General features: G+C 73.7%; 26 protein-coding genes. 16 read left to right on the top strand and 10 right to left on the bottom strand.

Annotated elements, in window-relative coordinates; all coding sequences use genetic code 11:
* Window positions 1–24: 24 nt before the first annotated feature.
* On the bottom strand, window positions 25–1980 hold the full coding sequence (locus tag N912_RS0123785) for a hypothetical protein (protein ID WP_156993939.1): 1956 nt from the start codon (window positions 1978–1980) through the stop codon (window positions 25–27).
* Between the two features lie 1155 nt (window positions 1981–3135).
* On the opposite strand from N912_RS0123785, the gene N912_RS54235 reads away from it, so the two are divergent.
* Window positions 3136–4482, top strand: coding sequence for an AI-2E family transporter (locus N912_RS54235; protein WP_084211141.1), 1347 nt, complete (start codon window positions 3136–3138; stop codon window positions 4480–4482).
* A gap of 48 nt (window positions 4483–4530) precedes the next feature.
* Here the strand turns inward: N912_RS54235 and N912_RS54230 are convergent, their stop codons facing one another.
* Window positions 4531–5406 (bottom strand): aldo/keto reductase, encoded by an 876-nt coding sequence (locus tag N912_RS54230; RefSeq protein ID WP_051580693.1) that lies wholly within the window; start codon window positions 5404–5406, stop codon window positions 4531–4533.
* A 172-nt stretch (window positions 5407–5578) separates the two neighbouring features.
* Window positions 5579–6463 carry an alpha/beta hydrolase gene (locus N912_RS0123770; RefSeq protein WP_156993935.1) on the bottom strand — a complete coding sequence of 295 codons (885 nt, stop codon included), beginning with the start codon at window positions 6461–6463 and terminating at the stop codon, window positions 5579–5581.
* A gap of 43 nt (window positions 6464–6506) precedes the next feature.
* Here N912_RS0123770 and N912_RS0123765 point away from each other — a divergent pair, with 43 nt between their 5' ends.
* The 6 genes from N912_RS0123765 (at window position 6507) to N912_RS0123740 (ending at window position 13098) form a co-directional block, all read left to right on the top strand.
* Entirely contained in the window at window positions 6507–8192 is a 1686-nt protein-coding gene (locus N912_RS0123765; protein ID WP_028924350.1) for an acyclic terpene utilization AtuA family protein, read from the top strand.
* A 59-nt stretch (window positions 8193–8251) separates the two neighbouring features.
* Window positions 8252–9787: an acyl-CoA carboxylase subunit beta gene (locus N912_RS0123760; protein ID WP_156993993.1), complete on the top strand. Its 1536-nt coding sequence runs from the start codon at window positions 8252–8254 to the stop codon at window positions 9785–9787.
* Window positions 9788–9794: 7 nt separating this feature from the next.
* Window positions 9795–11756, top strand: a complete 1962-nt coding sequence (locus tag N912_RS0123755) for an acetyl/propionyl/methylcrotonyl-CoA carboxylase subunit alpha (RefSeq protein ID WP_028924348.1) — start codon at window positions 9795–9797, stop codon at window positions 11754–11756.
* Window positions 11757–11763: 7 nt separating this feature from the next.
* Complete coding sequence (locus tag N912_RS0123750) at window positions 11764–12366, top strand: TetR/AcrR family transcriptional regulator (protein WP_037066230.1); 603 nt, start codon at window positions 11764–11766, stop codon at window positions 12364–12366.
* Window positions 12367–12429: 63 nt separating this feature from the next.
* Entirely contained in the window at window positions 12430–12735 is a 306-nt protein-coding gene (locus N912_RS0123745; RefSeq protein ID WP_028924346.1) for a type II toxin-antitoxin system Phd/YefM family antitoxin, read from the top strand.
* Between the two features lie 3 nt (window positions 12736–12738).
* Window positions 12739–13098 carry a type II toxin-antitoxin system RelE family toxin gene (locus N912_RS0123740; RefSeq protein WP_028924345.1) on the top strand — a complete coding sequence of 120 codons (360 nt, stop codon included), beginning with the start codon at window positions 12739–12741 and terminating at the stop codon, window positions 13096–13098.
* A 3-nt stretch (window positions 13099–13101) separates the two neighbouring features.
* On the opposite strand, the gene N912_RS54225 is transcribed toward N912_RS0123740, so the two are convergent.
* Window positions 13102–13572, bottom strand: a complete 471-nt coding sequence (locus tag N912_RS54225; protein WP_051580692.1) for a MarR family winged helix-turn-helix transcriptional regulator — start codon at window positions 13570–13572, stop codon at window positions 13102–13104.
* A 132-nt stretch (window positions 13573–13704) separates the two neighbouring features.
* On the opposite strand from N912_RS54225, the gene N912_RS54220 reads away from it, so the two are divergent.
* From N912_RS54220 to N912_RS54215, 5 genes are all read left to right on the top strand, one after another.
* Complete coding sequence (locus N912_RS54220) at window positions 13705–15117, top strand: MFS transporter (RefSeq protein WP_037066228.1); 1413 nt, start codon at window positions 13705–13707, stop codon at window positions 15115–15117.
* Between the two features lie 119 nt (window positions 15118–15236).
* A complete protein-coding gene (locus tag N912_RS0123725) occupies window positions 15237–16040 on the top strand; it encodes a CoA transferase subunit A (protein ID WP_028924344.1) in 804 nt (267 codons plus the stop codon).
* A 17-nt stretch (window positions 16041–16057) separates the two neighbouring features.
* Window positions 16058–16789, top strand: a complete 732-nt coding sequence (locus N912_RS0123720; RefSeq protein WP_037066411.1) for a CoA-transferase subunit beta — start codon at window positions 16058–16060, stop codon at window positions 16787–16789.
* 7 nt (window positions 16790–16796) lie between these two features.
* Window positions 16797–17573: a 3-oxoadipate enol-lactonase gene (gene pcaD / locus N912_RS0123715; protein ID WP_028924342.1), complete on the top strand. Its 777-nt coding sequence runs from the start codon at window positions 16797–16799 to the stop codon at window positions 17571–17573.
* A 47-nt stretch (window positions 17574–17620) separates the two neighbouring features.
* Window positions 17621–18229, top strand: a complete 609-nt coding sequence (locus N912_RS54215) for a DUF1707 SHOCT-like domain-containing protein (RefSeq protein WP_051580690.1) — start codon at window positions 17621–17623, stop codon at window positions 18227–18229.
* Between the two features lie 5 nt (window positions 18230–18234).
* Here the strand turns inward: N912_RS54215 and N912_RS0123705 are convergent, their stop codons facing one another.
* Together N912_RS0123705 and N912_RS0123700 are read right to left on the bottom strand one after the other, a co-directional pair.
* Window positions 18235–19107: a thermonuclease family protein gene (locus N912_RS0123705; RefSeq protein ID WP_028924341.1), complete on the bottom strand. Its 873-nt coding sequence runs from the start codon at window positions 19105–19107 to the stop codon at window positions 18235–18237.
* A gap of 64 nt (window positions 19108–19171) precedes the next feature.
* Window positions 19172–19816 carry a class I SAM-dependent DNA methyltransferase gene (locus N912_RS0123700; protein WP_028924340.1) on the bottom strand — a complete coding sequence of 215 codons (645 nt, stop codon included), beginning with the start codon at window positions 19814–19816 and terminating at the stop codon, window positions 19172–19174.
* 67 nt (window positions 19817–19883) lie between these two features.
* Between N912_RS0123700 and N912_RS54210 the strand changes: the two genes are divergently transcribed.
* From N912_RS54210 to N912_RS0123680, 4 genes are all read left to right on the top strand, one after another.
* Window positions 19884–20342, top strand: coding sequence for an NUDIX domain-containing protein (locus N912_RS54210; protein WP_051580689.1), 459 nt, complete (start codon window positions 19884–19886; stop codon window positions 20340–20342).
* Window positions 20343–20364: 22 nt separating this feature from the next.
* Window positions 20365–21312, top strand: coding sequence for a phosphotransferase family protein (locus N912_RS0123690; protein ID WP_028924339.1), 948 nt, complete (start codon window positions 20365–20367; stop codon window positions 21310–21312).
* Window positions 21313–21393: 81 nt separating this feature from the next.
* Window positions 21394–22029, top strand: a complete 636-nt coding sequence (locus tag N912_RS54205; protein WP_051580688.1) for a hypothetical protein — start codon at window positions 21394–21396, stop codon at window positions 22027–22029.
* A gap of 1 nt (window position 22030) precedes the next feature.
* A complete protein-coding gene (locus N912_RS0123680) occupies window positions 22031–22774 on the top strand; it encodes a class III extradiol dioxygenase subunit B-like domain-containing protein (protein ID WP_028924338.1) in 744 nt (247 codons plus the stop codon).
* Here N912_RS0123680 and N912_RS54200 read toward each other — a convergent pair.
* From N912_RS54200 to N912_RS0123660, 4 genes are all read right to left on the bottom strand, one after another.
* On the bottom strand, window positions 22729–23466 hold the full coding sequence (locus N912_RS54200; protein WP_156993929.1) for a pyrimidine reductase family protein: 738 nt from the start codon (window positions 23464–23466) through the stop codon (window positions 22729–22731). The genes N912_RS0123680 and N912_RS54200 overlap by 46 nt on opposite strands.
* A gap of 7 nt (window positions 23467–23473) precedes the next feature.
* A complete protein-coding gene (gene folP / locus N912_RS54195; RefSeq protein WP_051580758.1) occupies window positions 23474–24250 on the bottom strand; it encodes a dihydropteroate synthase in 777 nt (258 codons plus the stop codon).
* Between the two features lie 68 nt (window positions 24251–24318).
* Entirely contained in the window at window positions 24319–24948 is a 630-nt protein-coding gene (locus N912_RS54190) for a class I SAM-dependent methyltransferase (protein WP_051580686.1), read from the bottom strand.
* A gap of 6 nt (window positions 24949–24954) precedes the next feature.
* Window positions 24955–25980 carry an NAD(P)/FAD-dependent oxidoreductase gene (locus N912_RS0123660; protein ID WP_028924337.1) on the bottom strand — a complete coding sequence of 342 codons (1026 nt, stop codon included), beginning with the start codon at window positions 25978–25980 and terminating at the stop codon, window positions 24955–24957.
* Window positions 25981–26017: the final 37 nt, after the last annotated feature.

Below are 26017 nucleotides of genomic sequence, written 5' to 3'. Positions count from 1 at the left end.
CGATTCCGCTGCCGCGTCGTGCCGTTACCGAGGCTGGGACGAGAGCGAGCCGAACAGCCCGCTGCTGTCCAGGCTACCCAGCGCCGAGGTCTCCGCGTCCACGTCGACCACCTGGCCCGCCGGACCACCCGGCAGGCCCTGCGGGGACTGCTGAGCCTGCCGACCGCCCTGGTTGTGCGGCTGGCCGCCCTGGTGGCCGTGCGGCTGGGCCTGGCCACCGTGGTGCGCCTGACCGTGCGGCTGGTTCTGCCCGGGGCCGCCCGGCTGGCCGAACGCGGGGACCTGCCCCGGCATCGGCGCCTGCGCGGGTCCACCCGGGTTCATCTGGCCGACCGGCCGAGCCTGGCCCTGACCCTGCGGCTGGGCGGGCCCGGCCGGCTGCGACGGGGCCGGCGGCATCGCCTGGCCGACCGGCCGCATCCGCCGAGGCCCACGGCCGCCCTGGCCCTGGCCGATGGAACGTCCCGGCCCGGACGGCTGCCCGGGGCCGGCGGGCTGGACCGGGGCACCGGGTCGGCCCGGCGCCGACTGCGGGGCCTGGTCGCCGCGCGGTCCGGAGTGGCGGCCGCCCGCTTGCGGTGGGGCGGGCGGCCGCGCCGCGGGCGGGACGGCGACGGTGGACGACTCGGCGCCGGCCGGGTTCTCGGCGAACAGCTCGGCGGGCTCCGGGCGGGCGTGCCGGCTGACCGGACGGTTCGCCTCGGGCTGCGCCGTTGCCCCTCCGTAGGCCCCGAACCCGGTGCCCAGGCTCCCCTCGGCCGGACCCAGGGCGCCGATCGTCGAGTCGTTGCTCATGAGGTTGGCTGGCGCGGAGGCCAATGCCGCGGCGTTGCCGGCGAGGAACCCGTCCGACCCGTTGCCGGCCAGCCCGTTGGACCGTCCGGGCGTCAGCGCCTCGGTCCGCTCCACCCCGGCCAGCGACACCGTGCGGTCCGGGCCTGCCTGCGCCGGAGCCCGGTCGCCGTCGGTCAGCCCGATGGTGCGCTCGGCCGAACCACCCGGCTGCACCGGGCGTGCCCGGGTGACGCCGAGCTGGTTCATGCCCGGCTGGTTCATCGGGCCGTGGTTGGGGCCGGGCTGGCTCATGTCGGGCTGGCTCTGCCCAGGCTGGCCGGCCGAACCCTGGTTCAGACCCGGCTGACCCGGCCCCGGCAGGTTCATCGGGGTGTGGCTCGGCCCCGGCTGGCCCATGTCGGGCTGGCCCGACCCCGGCTGGTTGGCCGGGCCGTGACTCGGGCCGGGCTGGTTGATCCCCGGCTGTCCCGGCGCCGGCTGGTTGACCGGGCCGGGCTGGCTCATGCCCGGCTGGCTCTGCCCGGGCTGGCTCTGCCCCGGCTGGTGCACCGGCGCCTGGTTCGCGGGGGCGTTGTTCGCGGGCGCCTGGCTCGTGGGCGCCTGGTTCCTTGTCTGGTTCGGACCCTGCTGCCCCGGACCGGACTGTCCGTTCACGGACTGGCCTGGGTAGTCGGACGAGAACCCGCCGGGGACGTGGTCGGGGGCCGCGCGGTCCGGGGAGGCGTGCCGAGGAGCGGCGTCTGCCCCGTACCGCGCGCGATCCGGTCCGCCCTGCTCGCCAGGCGCCGACGGGTGCCCACCGGACAGGCCGGAGGGAACGGCGAACCCGCCAGTTCCCGGACCCTCGGGCGCACGGAACATGTCGGCGTCCGGGGCGCGGAAGCCACCCTCGGCCGGCCCGCGCTCGCCGGACCCCCGGCGCTCGCCCTCACCGGCCGACTGCGACTCCGGCCGCCCGGGCTCGGGCTGCTGCTCGGCGATCTCGGCCAGCTGGAACTCCGAGGAGTCGGCCACCGCGGGAGAGTCCGGCACCCCGTAGCGCGCGGAGCTGGCACCCACGCCGGCCGGCCGCGTCGGCACGGCCACCCCCGCCGCGCCGGCACCGCTTATCCCGATCATGCCCCCGGTCACGGCCGCGGCCGCGAAGCCATGCCTCCCCCAGGTGTGCCTAGCCCTGGCATCCATCCGGTCCTCCTTCATATGTCCCCGTCCGGTTCAACGCGGGGCATCCGGACGAGTGATGGGCTCACCCGAGTGAAGGAGGCAACACAATTCGATGACGATCCGTGACATGCGGCGTGCCGATATCACATCTCGCCGCTCACCCGGTAGGTCGAGCTGGGCCCTTACCTACCGGGGAAACTGGCCGCGACCCACCGATCGCGACGCCCGGTGCCGACCGCCGCGGGCACCCCGAAGTTCGGTGATCCCCCGTAGCTCGTGGGGACCGGAGCGGTGCGGCGCCGGGCGGGGCTGGACCGGGTTCGGCCACATCGCCGGCACGGTGGCCGGTGCCCCGGGATCGGCGCACACCGTCGGGACCGACCGCAACCGAGGCCGCGCGGGCTGTGCGGGCACCGGTGCGGGCATCGGGGCGTCGAGGGGGTCTCTACGGAAGTGCTCCACCGGATCGGCAGCATGGCTGACCAACGCGTGGAAAATCGGGGTGAGCTCGGAGTCCTCGGCATTGAGGCTGTTGGGGTCGATGACCGGCTCGTACACCTGGGCGCTTACCTTCCGACGCGATCTTGTCAAGGGCAAGGGGGACCGACCGGTGCCGTTCCCGGCACCGGCGCCAACTAGGGGTTCTGTTCAGCGACAACGGGCGTCACGGGCGGAAGTTGCGGCGGTTACCGGCATCCCAACCAAACAAACGAATGACCCCCCGATAGAGTGGCCCTTTTACGGTCGTTCGGGCACTCAGACCACATCCCGGGCCGTCATCGGGGCCAAGATCAGGCCCGTCGCCACGACCGAGCTACTCACCCGGTGGGCGGGGGCAGCCGGCGGCCGGTAACCGATCAGCGGCCGGCCGGGATGTGCCCACCGTAACCGGCCGCCGCCGGCTCCCCGGTGATCGAACGGGGCCGCAACGACCGGGCGACCTCGGCTCCGCGCACGGCCGGAACGGGGCAAGCCCGCGCACCGCCAACCACGGACGGTAACCGAAACTCACAGTGCACCAATGCAACCCGGCAGGACCGGTCCGAGCGGCCCGAACACGACCGCCGACGACGGCCCGCGCGGCCCGCCGGAGAAGCCGCCCACGGCAGGTCACAAACGGTGCACACGCGCCCGCCAACCGGTCACCACGGCCGCCGCCGCACTACCCTCGGACCCGTGAGCACCGACGGCGCCGAGCCGCCCGACAACCAGCAGCAGCCCGCGCGACGGACGACCGAACCCACCCCGACCCGCCAGGCGAGCTCACCCACATCCGTACCGTCGGACGCACCGCCCTCCACGCTCACTGGCGCACCGCAAGCAGCACCGGACGCAAGGCCCGCCGCGGTCGCGGCCGGCCCGCTGCGGGTGGTCTCCGAGCTGTGCGCCCGGTTCCTGGTGATCGCGGCCGCGCTCGGCGTGGTGATCTTCCTGGTGATCCAGCTGCGGGTGGTGGTGATCCCGGCGGCCATCGCGCTGCTGCTGGCCGCCCTGCTCGCGCCGCTGGTCGGGACGACGACGCAGCACCTGCGGCTGCCGCGAGGGCTGGCCACCGGACTGGTCCTGATCGGCGGCATCGCGCTGCTCAGCCTGGTGCTCTCGTTCGTGATCAACGCGTTCATCGCCGGCCTGCCCGACCTGCGCACCAGGCTGATCCAGAGCTTCGAGCTGAACATCAAGCCGTTGCTCTCCGGCCCGCCGCTGCGGCTGCCCCCGGAGCGGCTGGACGACCTGCCCGGCGAGCTGCAGCGCTCGCTCACCGCGAATACCGACGCGATCACCTCGGGGGCGCTGTCCACGGCGGCGACCGTCGGCGAGATGGCCTCCGGGCTGGCCCTCGTGCTGTTCGTCCTGATCTTCTTCCTGTACGACGGCAAGCGCGTCTGGGGTTTCCTGCTGCTCGCCTTCCCGGTGGCGCAGCGGCGCCGGGCGGACATCGCCGGGCAGCGCGCGTTCGCCTCCCTGGTCGGCTACACCAGGGCCACGGTGGTGGTCGCGGTGGTCGACGCGGTGGGCATCGGGATCGGGCTGTGGGTCATGCGGGTGCCGCTGGTGGTGCCGCTGGCCGCGCTGGTGTTCCTTGGCGCGTTCGTGCCGGTGGTCGGGGCCGTGCTGTCCGGGTCGGTCGCGGTGCTGATCGCGCTGGTGGCCAACGGGCCGTTCACGGCGCTGATCGTGCTCGGCGTGGTGATCGCGGTGATGCAGCTGGAGAGCCACGTGCTGCAGCCGATCCTGCTCGGCAGGGCGGTGCAGCTGCACCCGCTGGCCGTGGTGCTCGCGGTGGCCGGCGGCGTAGTGATCTCCGGCATCGCCGGCGCGCTGCTCGCCGTGCCACTGGTCGCGGTGATCTCGGCCGGCGTCCGCTCCCTGGTCACCCCGGCCGAGCCGAACCCCGCCGAGATCAACCCGCTGGACCCAAGGCACGCCAAGGCGGGCCCGATCGAACCGCGCCAGCGCCGCCGCCTGGTCCGGGTCGGCGCCGCCGCGAGCAGCGGCCTCAAACGCGGCCGCCGGCAGGACTGACCCGTGAGTGGCTAGGGCCGCCAGAGCGGCCCTAGCCACTCACGGGTGTCAGGCGACGTCGTCGAGGGTGGCCACGGTGCCGAGGTCGAGCTTGAGCCCGGCGGCGGCGACGTTCTCCTCCAGGTGCGACAGCGACGCCGTGCCCGGGATGGGCAGCATGATCGACGAACGCTGCAGCAGCCAGGCCAGCGCCACCTGCGCGGAGGTGACGTCCAGGCCCTGGGCGATGTCGTGGACGACCCCGCCGGGCTTGGCCAGCTCGCCGGACGAGATCGGGCGCCACGGGATGAAGCCGATGCCGCGCTCGGTGCACATGCGCAGCACCTCGTCGGAGGAGCGGTCGGTGAGGTTGTAGCGGTTCTGGACGGTGGCCACGTCGACGATGGCGGTGGCGTCCGCGAGCTGCTCGGCGGTCACGTTCGACAGCCCGACCAGCCCGACCTTCCCCTCCGAGCGCAGGTCGGCGAGCGTGCCGAACTGGTCGGCGGCGGGCACGGCCGGGTCCACGGCGTGCAGCTGGAACAGGTCGATCCGCTCCACCCCGAGCCGGCGCAGGCTCATCTCGGCCTGCTGACGCAGGTACTCGGGCCGGCCGCAGGCGGGCCACTCGCCGGGCCCGGTGCGCAGCTTGCCGGCCTTGGTCGCGATGACGAGGCCGTCGTAGGGGTGCAGCGCTTCGCGGATCAGCTCCTCGTTGACGTACGGGCCGTAGGCGTCGGCGGTGTCGATCAGGTTGACGCCCAGCTCCACGGCCCTGCGCAGCACCCGGATCGCGTTGTCGTGGTCGGCCGGCGGCCCCCACACCCCGGGGCCGGTGAGCTGCATGGCGCCGTAACCGAGCCGGGTCACCTGGACCGCGTCACCGAGCCGTATCTCGCCGCTCTGGACGGCCGGGCGTGCGGTGGCGGTTGGGGTGGCTGTCACTCGTATCTCCCCCGAGGGATGTCACTGTGTCGGAAGTAAACAAGCCTGGCAGCAGGCGTGGGTGCGCGGCTCGCGGACGTGACGAGTCAGACACCCTCAGTACCTCGTTCGTGCCAGGTATCACCGGGCCGGGTCATTGCGGGGCACCCGTGGCGAAAGACCGGACCCTAGCTCAGCCGTCGAGGCGCCGCCCGACGAACCGCAACGCGGCGGGCAGCACCCGCCGCCAGTACCCGACGGTATGCGCCCCGTGATCGAACTCGGCGACCTCGGCGCGGGCGCCCGCCGCCAGCGAACGCGCCGCCGGACAGAACGGGTCCTCCCGCCCGCACCACACCCCGAGCAGGTGCCCGGCGGGCAGCGCGTCGAGGTGGCGCAGCGGCTCGTGGCGCGCCCACTGCCGTTCGTCGGCGAACGCGTCGAGCCCGCGCGCGTCCCGCCAGTCTTCGAACACCGCCGGGCTGAGCACGGCGGTGGGCATCCGGGTGCCGACGTAGGCCAGCGCGCCGAACCCGCCCATGGAGATCCCGAGCACCGCGCGCGGGGCGGCCAGCCCGAGCCCGGCCAGCCAGTCGGGCAGCTCTGCCCGGAGCATCGCCCTCGGGTCGTCGGCCGGGGTGCGGGCCACCCAGTAGCTGTCGCCGCCGTCCAGCGCCACGACCGTGAACGGAAGCACGCCGTCCCGGTCGCACGCGGCCAGGAAGCTCGGCAGCCCCAGCTCGACCATCCCCCGCGCGTCGCTGTGCCGCCCGTACAGCAGCAGGCAGACCGGCAGGCTGGGCGCCGGCCGCATGGTCACCATCGTCACGTCGCGCCCGCGCGCGGCCGAGGCGAACCTGTCGGTGCGGGTGGGCACCGCCGCAACCTCGGGCACCGCGCCGTCCGGCCCGACCAGGCCGAGCGCCCGCCGGACCGGCGCCAGCTCCGCGACCCCGACCCCGGCCCCGATCCCGAGCGCGGCGAGCGCGCCGGCCCCGAGCAGCGCCGTGCGCCTGGTCACCACGACCTGGTTGACGCCCGGAGCCCGCCCCCGGTTGCGTCCGACGAAAACAAGCACGCACGCTTGATTGTTTCCCCCCACGCTGGCAGGGTCCGTAGGCGTGACGCTGCGCATCGGGAACGCATCCGGGTTCTACGGGGACCGGTTCTCCGCCGTGCGGGAGATGCTCACCGGCGGCCCGCTGGACGTGCTGACCGGCGACTACCTGGCCGAGCTGACCATGCTCATCCTGGGCCGCGACCGGCTCAAGGACCCCGCGCGCGGCTACGCCCGCACCTTCCTGCGCCAGCTCGAGGAAAACCTCGCCTTGGCGGTGGACAACGGAGTGAAGATCGTCGCCAACGCGGGCGGGCTGAACCCGGCCGGCCTGGCGGACGCGCTGCGCGAGCTCACGGCACGGCTCGGCGTACCGGCGCGTATCGCCCATGTCGAAGGCGATGATCTCAGCGGACGGACGGGCGAGCTGGGCCTGGGCGAGCCGTTGACGGCGAACGCCTACCTGGGCGCGTGGGGCATCGCGGAGTGCCTGAAGGCGGGCGCGGACGTGGTGGTCACCGGGCGGGTCACGGACGCCTCGCTGGTGGTCGGGCCGGCGTCCGCGCATTTCGGCTGGGGCGCCGAGGACTACGACGCGCTGGCCGGGGCGGTGGTGGCCGGGCACGTGCTGGAGTGCGGGGCCCAGGCCACCGGCGGCAACTACTCGTTCTTCACCGAGCACGACATCGCCACCCCGGGTTTCCCGATCGCGGAGATCGACGCGTCCGGGCAGAGCGTGATCACCAAGCACCCCGGCACCGGCGGCGCGGTCACCACCGAGACCGTCACCGCTCAGCTGCTGTACGAGATCGCCGGCGCCCGCTACGCCGGCCCGGACGTGACCACCCGGTTCGACAGCATCACCCTGAGCCAGGACGGCCCGGACCGGGTCCGGATCTCCGGCGTGCGCGGCGAGGCGCCGCCGCCCGACCTGAAGGTCTGCCTGAACACGCTCGGTGGCTTCCGCAACGAGACGACGTTCGTGCTCACCGGCCTGGACATCGAGGCCAAGGCCGACCTGGTCAAACAGCAGCTGGAAGCCGGCCTGGGCAAGCGGCCGTCCGAGGTCCGCTGGACGCTCGCCCGCACCGACCACCCGGACACCGACACCCAGGAAGCGGCCAGCGCGCTCCTGCACTGCGCGGTGAAGGACCCCGACTCGAAGGTCGCCGGCCGGGCGTTCAGCTCGGCGGCGATCGAGCTGGCCCTGGCCAGCTACCCGGGTTTCCACGTCACCGCGCCGCCCTCGGACGCCTCGCCGTACGGGGTGTACACCGCCGCGTTCGTGCCGGCCGAGACGGTGCAGCACATCGCCGTACTCCCCGACGGCGCCCGGACGACCATCCCACCGTCAGCCAACACCAGCGCGCCAGCGGCTGTAGACCAACCAGAACTCCCGCCACCGCTGGCCGACGGCCCGACGCAACGCCTCCCGCTGGGCACCGTGCTCGGCGCGCGCTCCGGGGACAAGGGCGGGGACGCCAACCTCGGCGTCTGGGCGCGCACCGACGAGGCATACCGCTGGCTCGCGCATGCACTCACCCCCGAGACGCTGAAACGCCTGCTCCCCGAGACCGCCCCGCTGCACGTCGAAGCGCACCCGCTACCCAACCTGCGCGCCGTCAACTTCGTCATACACGGCCTGCTCGGCGCCGGAGTCGCCTCGGCTCACAGGTTCGACCCACAGGCCAAGGCACTCGGCGAGTGGCTGCGCTCGCGGGTGGCGGACATCCCGGAGGCGCTGTTGTGACCACCCTGCACACCCACGTCGACCCGTCCAGCGACGAGTTCGCGACCAACCGCGACGACATGCTCACCAAGCTGGCCGAGATCGACGCCGAGCACGCCAAGGCCGTCGCCGGCGGCGGCGAGAAGTACGTCACCCGGCACCGCAAGCGGGGCAAGCTGCTCGCCCGCGAACGCATCGAGCTGCTGCTGGACGAGGACAGCCCGTTCCTGGAGCTGTCCCCGCTGGCCGCCTGGGGCACCGACTTCGCGGTGGGCGCCAGCGTGGTCACCGGCATCGGCGTGGTCGAGGGCGTGGAGTGCCTGATCGTCGCCAACGACCCCACCGTCAAGGGCGGCGCGAGCAACCCGTCCTCGCTGCGCAAGGGCCACCGCGCCGCGCAGATCGCCCAGGAGAACCGGCTGCCGGTGATCAACCTGGTGGAGTCCGGCGGCGCCGACCTGCCCACCCAGAAGGACATCTTCATCCCCGGCGGGCGCACCTTCCGCAACCTGACCCGCTCGTCCGCCCGCAAGGTCCCGACGATCGCGCTGGTGTTCGGCAACTCCACGGCCGGCGGGGCGTACCTGCCCGGCATGTCCGACTACGTGGTCATGGTGGCCGGCCGCGCCAAGGTGTTCCTGGGCGGCCCGCCGCTGGTCAAGATGGCCACCGGCGAGGAGGCCGACGACGAGGAGCTGGGCGGCGCGGAGATGCACGCCCGCTCGTCCGGCCTCGCCGACTACCTGGCCGCCGACGAGGAGGACGCGATCCGGCTGGGCCGCTCCATCATCAAGCGGCTGAACTGGCGCAAGCACGGCCCGTCACCCAAGCCGGACTACGCCGAGCCGCTGTTCGACCCCGAGGACCTGCTCGGCATCGTCCCGACGGACCTGAAAGTGCCGTTCGACCCGCGCGAGGTGATCGCCCGGATCGTGGACGGCTCGGACTTCGACGAGTTCAAGCCGCTGTACGGGTCCTCGCTGGTCACCGGCTGGGCGCAGCTGCACGGCTACCCGATCGGCATCCTGGCCAACGCGCGCGGCGTGCTGTTCAGCGAGGAGTCGCAGAAGGCCGCCCAGTTCATCCAGCTGGCCAACCAGACGGACACCCCGCTGCTGTTCCTGCACAACACCACCGGCTACATGGTCGGCAAGGAGTACGAGCGCGGCGGGATCATCAAGCACGGCGCGATGATGATCAACGCGGTGTCCAACTCGACGGTGCCGCACCTGTCGGTGCTGATGGGCGCCTCGTACGGGGCCGGGCACTACGGCATGTGCGGGCGGGCCTACGACCCGAGGTTCCTGTTCGCCTGGCCGAGCGCGAAGTCGGCGGTGATGGGCCCCGCGCAGTTGGCCGGGGTGCTGTCGATCGTGGCCAGGGCGGCGGCGCAGTCGCGCGGCGCGGAGTACAGCGAGGAGGACGACGCCGCGATGCGCGCCATGGTCGAGGGCAAGATCGAGGCGGAGTCGCTGCCCATGTTCCTGTCCGGGATGGTCTACGACGACGGCATCATCGACCCCCGCGACACCCGAACCGTGCTCGGCCTGTGCCTTTCCGTGGTGCACAACACGGCCGTCAAGGGCGCCGACGGCTTCGGCGTCTTCCGGATGTGAGGCGTTCGTGATCCAGAACCTGCTGGTGGCCAACCGGGGCGAGATCGCCCGCCGGGTCTTCCGCACCTGCCGCGAGCTGGGCATCGGCACCGTGGCGGTGTACTCCGACGCGGACACCGACGCCCCGCACGTCACCGAGGCCGACGCCGCCGTCCGGCTGCCGGGCAACGCGCCCGCCGAGACGTACCTGCGGGCGGACCTGCTGGTCAAGGCGGCCGTCGAGGCCGGGGCGGACGCCGTGCACCCCGGCTACGGCTTCCTGTCCGAGAACGCCGAGTTCGCGCGCGCCGTGACCGACGGCGGCCTCACCTGGGTGGGCCCGCCGGCCGCCGCGATCGAGGCGATGGGCTCGAAGGTCGAGGCCAAGCGGCTGATGGCGGCCGCCGGGGTGCCGGTGCTCCCCGAGCTTTCCCTTAACACCGTCACGGAGGCGGACCTGCCGGTGCTGGTCAAGGCGTCGGCCGGCGGTGGCGGGCGGGGCATGCGGATCGTCCGCTCGCTGGCCGACCTGCGCGCGGCGGTGGACGGCGCGGCGGCCGAGGCGGGCTCGGCGTTCGGCGACGCAGGCGTGTTCTGCGAGCGGTACCTGGAGGCCGGACGGCACATCGAGGTGCAGGTGCTGGCCGACGCGCACGGCACCGTCTGGGCGCTCGGCGAACGCGAGTGCTCGATCCAGCGCCGCCACCAGAAGGTGCTGGAGGAGGCGCCGTCCCCGCTGGTCACCGACGAGATGCGGACACGACTGTGCGACGCCGCGCGCGCGGCCGCTTCCGCCGTGGACTACATCGGCGCCGGCACCGTGGAGTTCCTCGCCACCGCGACCGGCGAGTTCTACTTCCTGGAGATGAACACCCGCCTACAGGTCGAGCACCCCGTCACCGAACTCGTCACCGGCCTCGACCTGGTCGCCCTCCAACTGTCCGTCGCCGAGCGCACACCGCTACCCCCCGACGGTCCGCCGCCGTTCGACGGCCACGCCATCGAGGCCCGCCTCTACGCCGAGGACCCCGCCCGCGACTGGCAACCCCAAAGCGGCCTTCTGCACCGGTTCGACCTACCCGTGAGTGGTAAGCGTTGCTATGACAACGCTAACCACTCACGGGTGCGGGTGGACAGCGGCGTGGAGTCCGGGTCGGTCGTGGGCGTGCACTACGACCCGATGTTGGCCAAGGTGATCGCGTGGGCGCCGAGCCGGGCGGGTGCCGCGCGCACGCTCGCCTCCGCGCTCGCCCGCGCCCGGATCCACGGCTTGGTCACCAACCGCGACCTGCTGGTCAACGTGCTGCGCCACCCCGCGTTCCTGGCCGGGGAGACGGACACCGCGTTCTTCGACAGGCACGGGCTGGATACCCTCGCCGCCCCGCTGGCGAACGCGGACGCCGTCCGGCTGGCCGCGCTGGTGGCCGCGCTGGCCGACGCCGAGGCGAACGCGAACCGGTCCGGCGCGCGGCTGCCCAGCGGCTGGCGGAACGTGCCGGCGGTGCCACAGCGCAAGCGGTACCTCGGCCCGGACGGTGACGAGATCGAGGTGAGCTACCGGCTGGCCAGGGACGGGCTGCGGGCGGCCGGGTACGACGGCGTCGGGCTGGTGTCCTCGGCCCCGGACCGGGTGGTGCTCGACGTCGGCGGGCTGCGCCGGGAGTTCGCGGTGGGTCGCTACCCCGGGCTGGTCCACGTCGACTCCGCGCTCGGCCCGGTGGCGCTGACGCCGGTGCCGAGGTTCCGCGACCCGGAGTCCGCGCTGGCCAGCGGCTCGCTGGTGGCGCCGATGCCGGGCACCGTGCTGCGCATCGCGGTGTCCGAGGGCGATCGGGTGACCGCCGGCCAGCCGGTGCTGTGGCTGGAGGCGATGAAGATGGAGCACCAGATCAGCGCGCCGGCCGACGGCGTGGTCAGCGAGCTGCCCGTCGAGCCCGGCCAGCAGGTCGACGTGGGCACCGTCCTCGCGGTGGTCCCCTCGGAGCAATGACAGCCTCATGACCACCGTGCGCCAGCCGCAACAGGCACGCAGCCGGACCACCCGCCGGGGCCTGCTGGACGCCGCCGTGAGCTGCCTGTCCGAACGGGGCTGGACCGGCGCGACGGTGTCCGTGATCGCCGAGCGCGCCGGGGTGTCCAGGGGCGCCGCCCAACACCACTTCCCCACCAGGGAGGACCTGGTCACCGCCGCGGTCATCCACCTCGGCGAGGAACAGGTCCGCCACCTGCGCGCCCGCGCCGCCGACCTGCCGCCCGGCCCGCCCCGGATCGAACCGGTGGTGGACCTGCTGCTGGAGCTCTACACCGGCCCGACGTTCCGCGCCGCGCTGCACCTGTGGGTGGCCGCGTCCACCGACGAGTCGCTGCGCGCCGTCGTGCTGCCGCTGCAGGCCAGGGTCGGCCGGGAGGCGCACCGGGTGGCCGTCGAGCTGCTGGGCATCGACGAGTCGCACCCGGGCGTGCGCGAGCTGGTGCAGGCCACCCTCGACCTGGCCAGGGGCCTCGGCCTGGCCAACCTGCTCGCCGACGACACCCCCCGCCGCCGCCAGATCATCTCCCGCTGGTCACAGGTGCTCCGCGAGTCAGTAGCCGCGCACTAGCGTCGCAGCGTGCTATCTAGGTAGAATTCGGCCCATATGGCGCGTGGAGAGCGGAGGCCCGGCATGAACGTCGACACCGGCGACCTGATCAGCGTCACCGACGCCAGCAACCGGGGCGTGTCCAAGCTCGCCTCCGACGCCGAGCACGGCCGGCCGCAGGTGCTGGTCCGCAACAACAAGCCGGTGGCCGCCATCGTCGACATCCCCACCATGGACCGGCTGCGGCGCCTCGACGAGCTGGAGGACGACCTGCGGTTGCTCAGCATCGCGCTGGTCCGCACGGCCGCCGACTCCGGTCGTCGGTACGCCCTTGACGACGTGCTCGCCGAGGCGGGCATCGATCGGGACGAGCTCACCGACGAGGCCTGACCCGTGGCCAGGGTCATCCTGACCGAGGAGGCCCGCGAGGACTTCCTGGACCTGGACGGCGCCACCCGGCGGCTCGCGGCGAAAGGACTGGTCAAGCTCGAGACGGAGCCGGAGAAGCGCGGCCAGCCGCTGGGCCGCCGGTCCACCACCAACCTGACGAACTTCCGCAAGCTGGTCGTCGGCAACCGATCCGTCCGGATCGTCTACCAGGTACGGCCGAACGGCGACGTCGTGGTCGTCTGGGTGATCGGCAGGCGAGCCGACAACGAGGCGTACGAGCTGGCGATGGCCAGGCTCCGGCTGCACGGCGACCCGGCCATCCGGAGCCTGGCCACCAGCATGGAAGAACTCTGGCCCCGGTGACGCCTATCCGGCGGCCAGGCGCGTGTCGGCCCTGGCCTCGGCGTCGGCGAGCCTGGTCAGGAACTCGGCGACGGTGGCGAGCTGGTCGTCGGTGAAGCCGGTGACCACGTCGGCCAGGCGCCGCGCGCGCGGCGCGTCCTCGTCCTCCAGCCAGTCCTGGTTGAGCGACACGCTCACCTTGCGCCGGTCCGTGGTGCTGCGGGTGCGGCTGACGTAACCGGCCCGTTCCAGCCGGTCGAGGACGCCGGTGATGGTGCCGGACGAGGTGTACCCGGCGAGCCGACCGAGCTGGCCGGGGCTGAGCGGGCCGTGCAGCCGCAGCAGGTTGACGAACTGCGCCTCGCAGCTGCTCAGCGTCAGGCCCGCCTTCGCGCCCACCTCGTGGTCGAACCGCATGGCCGCGGCCGCGTGCCGGCGGGTGGCCGCACCGATGGTGCGCAGCAGGCAGCACCGCTCCGTCGATTCGCTTGCCACCGACGACCTCCGTCCGTAATGTGTCGCGACGACGACTTAGTCGTTTGTACGACAGAATCGCTCACACGACATAGCCGTCGGCACGACTCTGTCGTTCATCACGACCTTACTTCTCACCGGGGGCGCAGCGCCGTGACGACCGAAGACGCCATGACCGAGACCGAGCCGGAGGCGCCGTACTCGCGCAGGTGGGCGGCGATGGTTGTACTGATCCTGGCCTTCGCGCTGGACCTGCTGAGCGTGACGATCGTCAACGTCGCGCTGCCCGCGATCCAGCGCGGCCTCGGCGCCGGCCCCACCGACCTGGAGTGGATCTCCGCCGGCTACCTGCTGGCGTTCGCCGTCGCGCTGATCACGGCGGCGCGCCTCGGCGACCTGTGGGGCCGCAAGCGGGTGTTCCTGGTCGGGCTCGCCGCCTTCGGCCTGGCCAGCGCGTGGTGCGGCCTCGCGCACGGCCCTGGCGAGCTGATCGCGGCGCGCGCCGCTCAGGGCCTGGCCGCCGCCGCGCTCACCCCGCAGGTGATGAGCATCATGTACACCATCTTTCACGGCAGGGAGCGGGCCACCGTGTTCGGCGTGTTCGGCATCATCTCCTCGTTCGCGCAGGCCGGCGGGCTCGCGCTGGGCGGTGTGCTGGTCACCGCGGACCTCGGCGGCCTGGGCTGGCGCACGATCTTCCTGGTCACCGTGCCCGCCGTGTTCGTGCTGGTCGGGCTCGGCGCGTGGCTGATCCCGGAGAGCCGGGCCGGCGGCGCCGCCCGCCCGCGCCCGGTGGCCGCCGCGGTGCTCACCGTGGGGTTGGTCGCGATCGTGTTCCCGCTGCTGGAGGGCCAGCGCTACGGCTGGCCGGCGTGGTGCGCCGGGTGCCTGGTGGTGGGGCTCGGCGCGGTGGTCGGGCTGGCGCTGGCCGAGCGCGGGCGGCCGGGCGCGCTGTTGCCCGTCGAGCTGCTGCGGCTGCGGCCGGTCGCCACCGGGCTGGCCGTGATGCTGCTGGCGTTCTCCGGCTTCAGCGGGTTCCTGCTGGTGTTCGCGCTGTGGCTGCAGGACGGGCAGGGCTACTCGCCGCTGGCCGCCGGGCTGGTCACCGTCGCGTTCCCGGCCGGCGCCCTGCCGGTGGCGCCGTTCATCGGCCGGCTCACCGTCCGCTACGGCCGCCGGGTGGTGCTCACCGGGTGCGCGGCGGCCGTGCTGGGCGCGCTGGCCGTGCTGGTCGCCGCCGGCGGCGCGCCGAGGGTGGGCGCGTGGGCGCTGGTGCCCGGGCTGGTGCTGCTCGGCGCCGGGATCAACCTGTGCATTCCGCCGCTGGTCACGCTCTATCTCGCGGCGGTGCCACCTCGGCACGCCGGCTCCGCCTCGGGCATCCTGAGCACCGTCCAGCAGTTCGGCGGCGCGCTCGGTGTCGCGGTGCTCGGCGCCGTGTTCTTCGCCGGGCTGGCCGGCGGCTACCCGGCGGCCATCACCGGCAGCATGATCACCATGATCGCGCTGTTGGTCGCCGCCTCGGCGGCGGTCGTCCTCGGCCTGACGCCGAAGCGCGCCCGGTAGCGTCCGATCACCGGACGGCCCGTTGGCGGGGCCACGCGGCGACGGCTAACGTTCGGCCGAGACGGTCATGCGCGTTCAACTGTCAGGGACGTGCAGGCCTACGAGCGGGACGGAGCCGGATGGCCGAGATCATGACGCTGACCGAGGCGGTCGAGCAGTTGGTGCACGACGGCGACTCGGTCGCGCTCGAAGGCTTCACCCATCTGATCCCGTTCGCCGCCGGCCACGAGATCATCCGGCAGCGCCGGCGCGGGCTGACGTTGATCCGGATGACCCCCGACCTGATCTACGACCGGATGATCGGCGCGGGCTGCGCGTCCAAGCTGGTGTTCTCCTGGGGCGGCAACCCGGGCGTCGGCTCGCTGCACAGGATGCGCGACGCGCTCGCGCACGGCTGGCCGGAGCCGCTGGAGATCGAGGAGCACAGCCACGCCGGGATGGCCAACAGGTACCAGGCCGGGGCGTCCGGGCTGCCGTTCGGCGTGCTGCGCGGCTACGCCGGCACCGACCTGCCCGCGCACACCGACACCATCAGCACCGTGACCTGCCCGTTCACCGGCGAGCGGCTGGCCGCCGTGGCCGCCCTCAACCCGGACCTGGCGATCGTGCACGCGCAGCGCGCCGACCGCGCCGGCAACGTCCAGCTGTGGGGCATCACCGGGGTGCAGAAGGAGGCGGTGCTGGCGGCGAAGCACTCGCTGGTCACCGTGGAGGAGATCGTCGACACCCTGGACCCGGTGCCTGGCGCGGTGCTGCTGCCGTCCTGGGTCATCGACGCGGTGGCGCTGGCCCCTGGCGGGGCGAAGCCGTCCTACGCGCACGGCTACTACGAACGGGACAACGCGGCATACCGGGCCTGGGACGCGGTGAGCCGGGACCGGGAGAAGTTCTCGGCGTGGCTGAAGGAGTTGGTCTCCCCGTGAGCTACACCGCCGACGAGATGATGACGGTGGCCGCCGCCCGCGCGCTGAGCGACGGCGACGTGTGCTTCGTGGGCATCGGGCTGCCGTCCACGGCGGCCAACCTGGCCCGGCGGCTGCACGCGCCGAACATCGTGCTGATCTACGAGTCGGGCACCCTGGACACCCGCCCCGAGCTGCTGCCGCTGTCCATCGGCGACGGCGTGCTGGCCGAGTCCGCGCTGACGGTGGTCAGCGTCCCCGAGGTGTTCAACTACTGGCTGCAGCCGGGGCGGATCAGCGTCGGCTTCCTGTCCGGCGCCCAGCTGGACAGGTTCGGCAACATCAACACCACAGTGATCGGCGACTACGACGAGCCGAAGGTGCGGCTGCCCGGATCCGGCGGCGCGCCGGAGATCGCGGCGTCCTGCGGCCATGTGCTGATCGTGATGCGGCATCGGCTGCGGGCGTTCGTCGACACGGTGGACTTCATGACGTCGGTGGGCTACGGCAGCGGCCCCGGCGACCGCGAGCGGCTGGGCGTGACCGGCGCCGGCCCGACCAGGGTGATCACCGACCTGGGCGTGCTGGAGCCCGATCCGGAGACGCGCGAGCTGACCCTGACCGGCCTGCACCCCGGGGTGGACGTCGAACAGGTCAGGGCCGAGACCGGCTGGCCGCTCGCGCTCGCCGCCGAACCTCTGGTCGAGACCCCGGCGCCGACCGCGCGCGAACTGGAGATCCTGCGCTCACTGCGGACCGTGGGGGAATGACGACATGATGGGCGACCGCGAACCGGTCACGCTGCACCACGTCGAGGACGGCCGGCCCGACGGCCCGCCGCTGCTGCTGCTCGGTTCGCTGGGCAGCACGCTGGAGATGTGGCGCCCGCAATTACCCGCGTTGACGCCGAACTGGCGGGTGATCAGGGTGGACCACCGGGGCCACGGCGAGTCGCCGGTGCCCGCCGGCCCGTACACGGTCGCCGACCTGGCCGGCGACGCGCTCGCGCTCATGGACCGCCTGGAGCTGGAGCGGGTCAGCTTCCTCGGGCTGTCGCTGGGCGGCATGGTCGGCATGTACCTCGCCTCCGAGGAGCCCCGGCGGATCGACCGGCTGGTGCTGTGCGCGACCACCGCTCGGTTCGGCGAGCCGTCGCCGTGGCCGGAGCGGATCGCCACGGTGGCCGCCGGCGGCACCGAGTCGATCGCCGAGGCGACGGCCACCCGCTGGTTCACCCCCGCGTACGCGGCCGCGCACCCGGACAAGGCGGCGTGGGCCGAGGCGATGGTCCGCGACACCCCGGACGCCGGTTACCTGGCCTGCTGCCAGGCGCTGCGGGACTGGGACCACGTGCACCGGCTCGGCGCGATCCAGGCGCCCACGCTGATGATCGCCGGCGCGGCGGACCCGTCCACCCCCAAGGACCCGCACGCCGACGTGATCGCGGCCGGCATCCCCGACGCCCGGCTGGAGGTGCTCGACGCCGCGCACCTGCTCACCATCGAGCGCGCCGACGAGGCGAACAAGCTGATCACCGAACACCTGGGGAACTGATACAGGTTCTTGCTCCGGGCGTGGGCGCGGGCGGCTAACGTAACCGCGTGTCCGGCGAGATCGATCCCACCGAGGCCCGGGCGTCCGACCTGGACCGCGAGCGCACCGTCGCCGCGCTGGCCACCGCCATGGAGGAGGGCCGGATCACGCCCGTCGAGTTCAGCGACCGGGCCGAGACCGCGTGGGCCGCGCGCACCCGCCCCGAGCTGCTCGCCGTGCTCGCCGACCTGCCCGGCGGCCCGCCCCCGGAGCTGGTGCCGCTGGAGCTGGACGTGGCCTTCGGCCAGGTGCAGCGCTCCGGCCAGTGGACCGCGCCCGAGCTGGTCCGCATCCTCGGCCTCGGCCAGCGCACCACGCTGGACTTCACCGAGGCGGTGATCCGGGTGCCGGAGGTGGTCATCGAGGTCACCGCGAGCATGAGCTCGACCCGGGTGGTGCTGCCGGCGGACGCCGAGGTGGACACCGACGGGCTGGAGCTGGTCGCCGGCTCGGTGCGCCACCGGGCGGAGGCCGAGCGGCACCGGCACCGGCTGCGGCGGCTGCTGCCCGGCGGCGGGCGCGACCCCGAACCGGGCACGCCGATCCCATTCGTGCTGCGCGGCCGCGCCACCCTGGCCACCGTGACCCTCTGGTACCCCCGTAAATCGAGGCGCTGACCCCGTCACTTCTCGACGAAGACCAGGTCCTCCGGCGGGTAAAGCAGCCGCACGTCCTGCCCGTCCACCTCGATCACGTTGTCGAACCCGGTGAAACGGCCCTCGGGGAGCACCACCAGCCGGTCCTGCTGGCTCTCCAGGAACTCCGGCAGCCCGGCCAGCGACGAGTCGCCGTCGTTGAGCGCGAGGTAGTCCACCAGCCGGCGGAACAGCTTGGGCATGATCACAACCTGATCGGTGAGGGTGTCCAGGCCGGCCACCGTGAAACCGGCGGTGGTGCGGTCGGACGGCCACAGCCCGGAGCCGGCGGCGCGGGCCGACTCGACGGCGGTGCTCAGCGCCTGGCGCAGGTCGGGGAACAGCTTGCTGTAGTACGTCGGGTAGGCCAGCCCGTCCGCGAGCACGGCGACGTTCGCGCTGGTGGTGACCCGTTCGGCGGTCAGGTTCACGGACGTGAGGTCCTTCTCCCCCAACGGCGGCTCGCCGGCGAACGCGAACGACACGCACCGCCCGTACTTGTCGGCGAACCGGGTCAGTATGTGGCCCGGCGTGGCCTTCGGGCTGGCCGAGAGCACCGTCTGGTGGTCATTGCGGCGGACCTTGTCGAACCCGAGCGCGCCGAGCAGCCGCGCGGCGGCCGCGTCACCGAACTCGGCGGGCTGGCGCAGCGGACCGGTGCCGCCGGCTTGCGGCGTGTAGTGCGTCTCCAGCGCGTCGATCCCGTCCAGCCGAAGCTGCGCGCCGCCGCCCTGGTTGGTGCGGACGTTCAACCCGGCCCGCCGGAAGGCGTTCTTCGCGGCCGAGTAGAAGCGCACCGAGTCACCGTCCGGGGCGGCGCCGACTATCCGGTACTGGCCTGAGATCAGGGTGAACGACATGATCATCACGATCCCGGCCGCGCCGCCACCCGGCAAGCCAACGTTCGGCCAAGACCACGTGACGCTACGGCTTGCGGGCCAGCAGGTGGGCCTGCGGGACCTTCTCCCAGCCGGACGGTTCGCGCACCGTCCTGGCCAGCATGGCGAAGCCGGCCCGGTCCAACAGCCCGGTGATCCGGTCCGGGCTCAACCGGTGGAAGCTCATGTCCACCGGGTGGCCGAACGCCTCGTCCAGGTGCAGCGGCTCGTCACCGACCTGGAACGCGAGCAGCAGGTGCCCTCCCGGGGCCAGCACCCTGTTGAACTCCGCGAACACCGCCGCCAGCCGCTCCGGCGGGGTATGAATGATGGAGTACCAGGCCACCAGCCCACCGAGCGCGCCGTCCTCGACGTCCAGCGCGGCCATCACTCCCTGCTCGAACCGCAACCCCGGGTGGGCGCGGCGGGCCACCGCGACCATCCCCGGCGAAAGATCCACCCCGGCGATGTCCAGCCCGAGCCCGTGCAGGAACGCCGTGACCTCGCCCGGCCCGCTGCCCACCTCGACGACCGGCCCGGCGCTGTCGGCCCGTACCAGCTCCGCGAATGCGCCCAGCGTGGCGCGGTCCAGCGGCCTGTCCCGCAGCTCGTGCCTGAAGTGCTCGGCGTAGTCGGCGGCCATCGCGTCGTAGCCGGCCTTGGTCGAGTCGAGGTACGAAGGTGTCGTCACGGCGCCGACGCTAACCCGCCGCCCCGACGCTCCTCGGCAACCGACGGCTTGGAGGCATCCCGTGCCCATGTCCGCCCACCTGCGCCGGCTTCGCGAGCGCATCGGCCACGACCTCATCACGCTGCCCTCGGCGACCGCGTGCATCGTCGACGAATCCGGCCGGCTGCTGCTCGCGCGTCACGACGAGGGCGTGTGGGTGTCCCCGGGCGGGGCGATCGAGCCCAACGAGCGCCCGCTGGACGCGGTGCGCAGGGAGGCCAGGGAGGAGACCGGCCTGAGCATCGAGCCCCGGGAGCTGCTCGGGGTGTTCGGCGGCCCGGAGTTCCAGATCACCTACCGCAATGGAGACCGGGTCTCCTACGTCTGCGCCGCCTACCTCTGCGACGTGATCGGTGGCGAGCCGACACCGGACCGCGACGAGGTGCACGAGCTTCGGTGGGTGCACGAGCGTGAGCTGTCCGGTCTCGAGCTGCCCGCCTGGGCGCGCATTGTGCTACCGGCGGCCTTCCGGCGCGTTCGGCCGTGAGCCCGCCGGTAGCCTCGCGGTAGTGATCGACGACGGGGCACGGCGGGTGGCGGCGAAGGTGCTGGCCGGCCACGGGGTGGACGTGGACGCCGCCGAGCGCGGCCGGGGCTGGACCAACGCAACCTGGCTGACCGACGAGCTGGTGGTCAGGGTGTCGTCTCGGCCGGGGAACACCGACCTGCTCAGGGAGTCGCGGCTGGTGGCGCTGCTGCCCGAGCAGGTCGGATATCCCGAGATCGTCGACGCCGGGGTGCTCGACGGGCACGAGTGGGTGCTGTCCCGGCGGGTGGCCGGGACGAACCTGGAGGAGGTCTGGCCGACGCTGGAGCCGGCCGAGCGGGTGCGCGCCGTCGAGCAGATGTGGACCAGGGTCCGGCACGTCCACCGGGTCGACCTGGCGGCCGCCGCGCCGCACGCGCGCGCCCGGTCGCCGTTCTTCCCGGACCGCCCCGCCGACGCGTCGGCAACCCTGCGGCGGCTGGCCGACGCCGGCGAGCTGACCGCCGCGCAGGTCGACGGGCTCGACCGTGCCCTGGACCGGTTCTGGGCCGCGCTGCCGGCCGCGCCCAGGGTGCTGAACCACGGCGACTTCTGCGTGCCGAACACGATGTGGCACGACGGCCGGGTGGTGGCCCTGCTCGACTTCGAGTTCGCCCTCGTCGCACCGCCGGCCATCGACCTGAACGAGCTGGTCAAGATGGCATTCGTACCCAGCGACCCGGCCGGGCGCGCACCGCTGCGCGAGATGGTGGGCGCGATCGCCCGCTCCACCCTGCCCGAGGCCGGCGGCCCCGACGTGCTGGTCGGCTACGCGATCATGCTCGAGGCCTGGATGCTGGAGAACGAGCTTTCCACCGTCGCCAACGGCGGCGAGCCTGACGAGGCCGAGCGGGCGGACGCGTCCGAGCTGCTCACCGCCTTCGCCCGAGGCGACGGCGGCCACTACGCCCCACTGTTCACCGGTCCCTGACCGGCGCTCCACGCGGCTGACAGTAGCGTGGGGTAGGTGAGCGTTGAACCGGTTGCGCGGTGGCATGTTGGGCAGTGGACGATGGCTGCCAGCCTGCCGGGCGAGCCGCTGCAGCCGGGGCGGCGGCGCACCCCGGACGAGGGGCACTTCGACGTGATCGGGCTGGCCAGGATCCTGGGCCGGCGGCTGAACGGCGCGGAGGAGCTGCGGGTGCGGCTGTGGCAGAACGAGCTGCGGCCGACGCACACCCGCGCCTGCGGCGTGCACACCCTGGCCGACCCGGACAACGCCGAGGCGCTCGCGGACAAGGCGCGCGAGGCGTTCGAGTGGCTGGCCGAGCGCGCCCCCGCCGGGTACCGGTTCGTCTGGACGGACGCGGTCTACCTCGAGCCGGACGCCGACCTGGGCGCGGAGGTGGTAGCGGTGGACGCGGTCGCGCGGATGGCCGGGGGCGCGGACGCGGTCGACCTGGCGTGCGCGCACGTCCGGCGGGGTGCGGGCGGATGGGTCGCCGGTGACGCGGTGCGGGTGCTGGCCGGCCCGTTCGACCGGCGGGACGAGGCGGTCGGCGCGGTGGAGCGGGCGCGGGCGCGGCTGGTCGGCCAGTTGCGGGCGGCCGGGCGCGAGGACCTGGCGGGGACGGCGTCGCGGTGGCCTCCGGTTCCGGTCGAGCCGGACACCTGGGCGTCGACTCCCGAGCGAGCGGTGGGGCGGTAACGTGCCGATCGTCTCGATGGCGGTGTGCCCGCATCCGCCGCTGCTGGTCCCGCAGGTGGCCCCGGGCGCCGAGGTCGCCGACCTGCGCGCGGCCTGCGTGGCGGCCGTCGACCGGCTGGTGGCCGCCGGGCCGGACTCGGTGCTGGTCGTGGGCTGTGACAACGGCGGCGACGAGGGTCACCGGGCCTACCCGCCGGGCTCGCGCGGTTCGTTCGAGCGGTACGGCGACTACGACGTGGAGGTCGTCCTCGGCGGCGGCAACGGTGCCGCACCGGCCGGCCGGCTGCCGCTGTCCCTGCTGGTCGGCGGGTGGCTGGTGCGGCGGAGCGCGGCGGCGTCGCGGCTGGGGTGCTCGGGGCTCGGGGTGGCCGAGGACGCGACGCCGGCGGAGTGCGCCCGGCTGGGCCGCGAGCTGGCCGCGCGCGAGGAGCGCATCGGGCTGCTGGTGATGGGCGACGGCTCCGCCTGCCACTCCGAGCACTCGCCCGTGCACCTGCATCCGCGCGCCGAGGTGTTCGACGCCACGGTGAGCCGCGCGCTGGCCACCGCGGACACCGACACCCTGTCCCGGCTGGACCCGACGGTGGCCGCCGAGCTGTCCGCCGGCGGCCGGGCGGCCTGGCAGGTGATGGCGGCGGCGGCCGGGCCCACGGGCTGGGACGCCGAGCTGACCTACTCGGCGTGGCCCTACGGCGTCGGCTACTTCGTGTCGAGCTGGCGCCCGTCCAGGCCGGCGCGGGCGTAGCGGAGGAAGACGCTGCCCTGCTCCCCGGCGAGCGCATGCCGTAGGTCCATCCGCGTGGCCAGGGAAAACGGCGAGCCGGCAATGATCCGCCCGGCGCCGGGCCCGGCCAGCAGCGGCGACACCGACAGGCACACCTCGTCCACCCGGTCGGCCCCGGCGAGCGTGCCGAACAGCTCGGGCCCACCCTCGCACAGCACCTGCGGCAGGCCGCGCGCGACCAGCGCGTCCACCAGCAGACCGGCATCGACGCCGCGCTCACCGCACACCACGACGTCCGCCATCGACTCCAGCACGGCACGCTGCCCGGCCGGCGAGCCGGCGTGGGTGAGCACGATCGGACGGACCGGCGCGGCGGCGATCGCCCGCTGCTCGGCCAGCGCGGTGAGCCGGCCCGACACCACCGCCAGCACCGGGTGCTCGGGCAGCCCGTGCGCGCGCCGCCACTCCCGCGCCTCGGTGCCCACGGTCAGCGGGTTGTAGTTCTCCAGCCGCAGCGTCCCGGCGCCCACCAGGACGACGTCGGCCATCATCCGCAACAGCTGAAACACCAGCTGGTCGTCCGGGTCGGACAGGTCGTTGGACAGCCCACCCAGGGTGACCGCCCCGTCGATGCTGGTCACGAAGTTCACCCGGACCCGGGGCGTCGCCCGCTCGCGCACCAGGTAGGCGTCGATGAGCGCCTCGCGTTCCACCGAACCCTCAGCTCGCGGCGGCGGAGACGACGGCGAGCGTGCGGCGGGCGGCACCCACGTCGTGCACCCGGAACACCCGGGCACCGCGCGCGGCGGACAACGCCAGGGCCGCGATCGTGCCCTCCTGGCGCTCGCCGGGAGGCCGGTCCAGCGTCTCGCCGATGAAGTCCTTGTTGGACACCGCGACCAGCACCGGCCATCCGGTCGCCGCCAGCTCGTCCAGCCGCCGGGTCAGCGCCAGCGAGTGCGCGGTGTTCTTCCCGAAGTCGTGGGTCGGGTCGATGACGATGCCGTCCGGGCGCACCCCGACCGAGGTGGCCCGCTCGGCCAGCCCGGTGACCGTCCTGATCACGTCCGCGACCACGTCGTCATAGGCCAGCCGGTGCGGGTCGGTCCTCGGGTTGACCCCGCCGGCGTGGCTGCACACCAGCCCGGCGCCGTACCGCGCGGCGACCTCGGCGACCCCCGGGTCGTGGCCGCCCCAGGTGTCGTTGATCAGGTCCGCGCCCGCCTCGCAGGCCAGCCGCGCCACCCCGGAGCGCCAGGTGTCGATGCTGATCACGACCTCGGGGTGGCGGGCCCGGACCGAGGAGATGAAGTCCACCGTCCGCGCGATCTCGTCGGTCTCGCTCACCGGCTGGCCGTAGCCGGCCTTCACCCCGCCGATGTCGACCAGGTCGGCGCCGGCCTCGATCGCCGCGTCGACGGCCTCGTGCGCCCGGTCCGTGGCGTAGCCGGCGCCCTTGTCGAAGAACGAGTCGGGGGTGCGGTTGATGATCGCCATCACGGCGAAGCTCCCCGGTGGGAACGTGCGCGCGCCCAGGCGCAGCTCGCGTTGGACGGCCACCGTTTTCACCTTCCCTCGGTTCGACGGTGCCCATTGTCCCCGAGCACCGGGGCGCGTTGCGCACGCAGGACCGTGTCGCGGGTGTGGCGGGTGCCCTCGGGGGCCGGCGCGGTTCGCGGGCGGGTCTCGTTGACCAGGACCGCCCAGTCGTCGTCGAGCAGCCCGGCGATCTCGTCGTGGCGGTAGTACTCGGCGGGGTCGAAGCCGGGGCGCGCGGACAGGTCGGCGGGGTCGTGGCTGCCGAACAGCAGGGTGCCGCCGGGTGCGACGGCGGCCAGCAGCCGGCGCAGCACCGCGTCGCCCGGCCGGCGCGGCAGCGGGAAGTACTGGATCGACACCAGGTCGAACGCGCCGGCCGGCAGCGGCGTGACCGTCAGGTCGGCGCGGGTCCACGCCACCCGGCCGGCGAGTTCCGGGCCCGCCGTCGCGGCGGCGCGTTGCAGGGCGGTCCGGGAGAGGTCGACCGCCGTCACCCGCCAGCCGCGCCGGGCCAGCCAGATCGCGTCGGCGCCCTCGCCGCACCCCACGTCGAGCGCCTGCCCCGGCGCCAGGTCGGAGGCCTCGGCGACGAGCACGCCGTTGGGCGCGCCGCTGAAGACCCGCTCGCGGCCCCGGTACATCTCGTCCCAGTCCATCGGCGGTCAGAGCCCGTGCCGCCGCGCGCCCATGACCTGGTCGCAGAGCCGCGCCTCCGACTCGCGCGAGAACGGGTCCCGGCGGCGCAGCACGGCGCGGCGGGTCTCCTCGGCGATGAGGTCGGCGTTGATCGCTCCGGCGGCGGCCGATCCGGAGGCGGCCGAGGCCAGCACGTTCGCCATGGGATCGGCGAGGTTGCCCGCGACCCACACGCCCGGTACCGGCGTGCGGCCGGTCGGGTCGGCGGCGATGTAGGCGCCCATCCCGCTCGGGTGCGGTGTGGGTTCCAGCCCGAGCGCGCCCAGTACGGCCGCGCGCGGGACGGCGCGCGGCGCCACCGCCAGCGCCCGCAGCGCGACCCGCTCGCCGGTGCGCAGCCGGACCCCGGTGAGGCGGTCCTCGGCGATCTCCAGCGCGGACACCTCGCCGGTCACGACCCTGATGTCGCGCGCGGCCAGCTCCTCGGCCTGCTCGGCGGTGGGAACGGGGCCGGTGTGGGTCAGGAACGTGAGCCGGTCGGTCCACTGGCGGAACAGCAGGGTCTGGTGCACGCTCATCGGGCCGCTGGCCAGGACGCCGATCGGGCTGTCGCGAACCTCCCAGCCGTGGCAGTACGGGCAGTGCAGCACATCGCGGCCCCACCGTTGCGCCAGCCCGGGAACGTCCGGCAGCTCGTCGACGATGCCGCTCGTGACCAGCAGCCGCCGCGCCCGCACGGTACGGCCGGTGTCAAGCTCGATGGTCATCCACTCGCCGTCCCGGGACGCCGAGCGCGCCCGGCCGCCGATGACCTCACCCCCGTAACCGGCCGCCTCCCGCCGTCCCGCCTCCAGCAGCTCACCGGGCGCGACACCGTCCCTCGACAGAAAGCCGTACATGTGCGCGGCCGGCGCGTTGCGCGGCTCCCCACCGTCCACCACCAGCACCGACCGCCGAGCGCGCCCCAGCATCAGCGCCGCGCTCAACCCCGCCGGCCCACCGCCGACGATCACCACCTCGTACCTACCGGTCACCGTGACCACCTCCGCCACGAACCTCTCCCACCCCGCGACCGGCTGACAAAGTTCT

The organism is Actinospineispora acaciae DSM 45401 (assembly GCF_000620785.1).
Classification (GTDB): domain Bacteria; phylum Actinomycetota; class Actinomycetes; order Mycobacteriales; family Pseudonocardiaceae; genus Pseudonocardia; species Pseudonocardia acaciae.
Note: the sequence above shows the minus strand (reverse complement) of the source record. Positions and strands in the feature narration are given on the sequence as shown.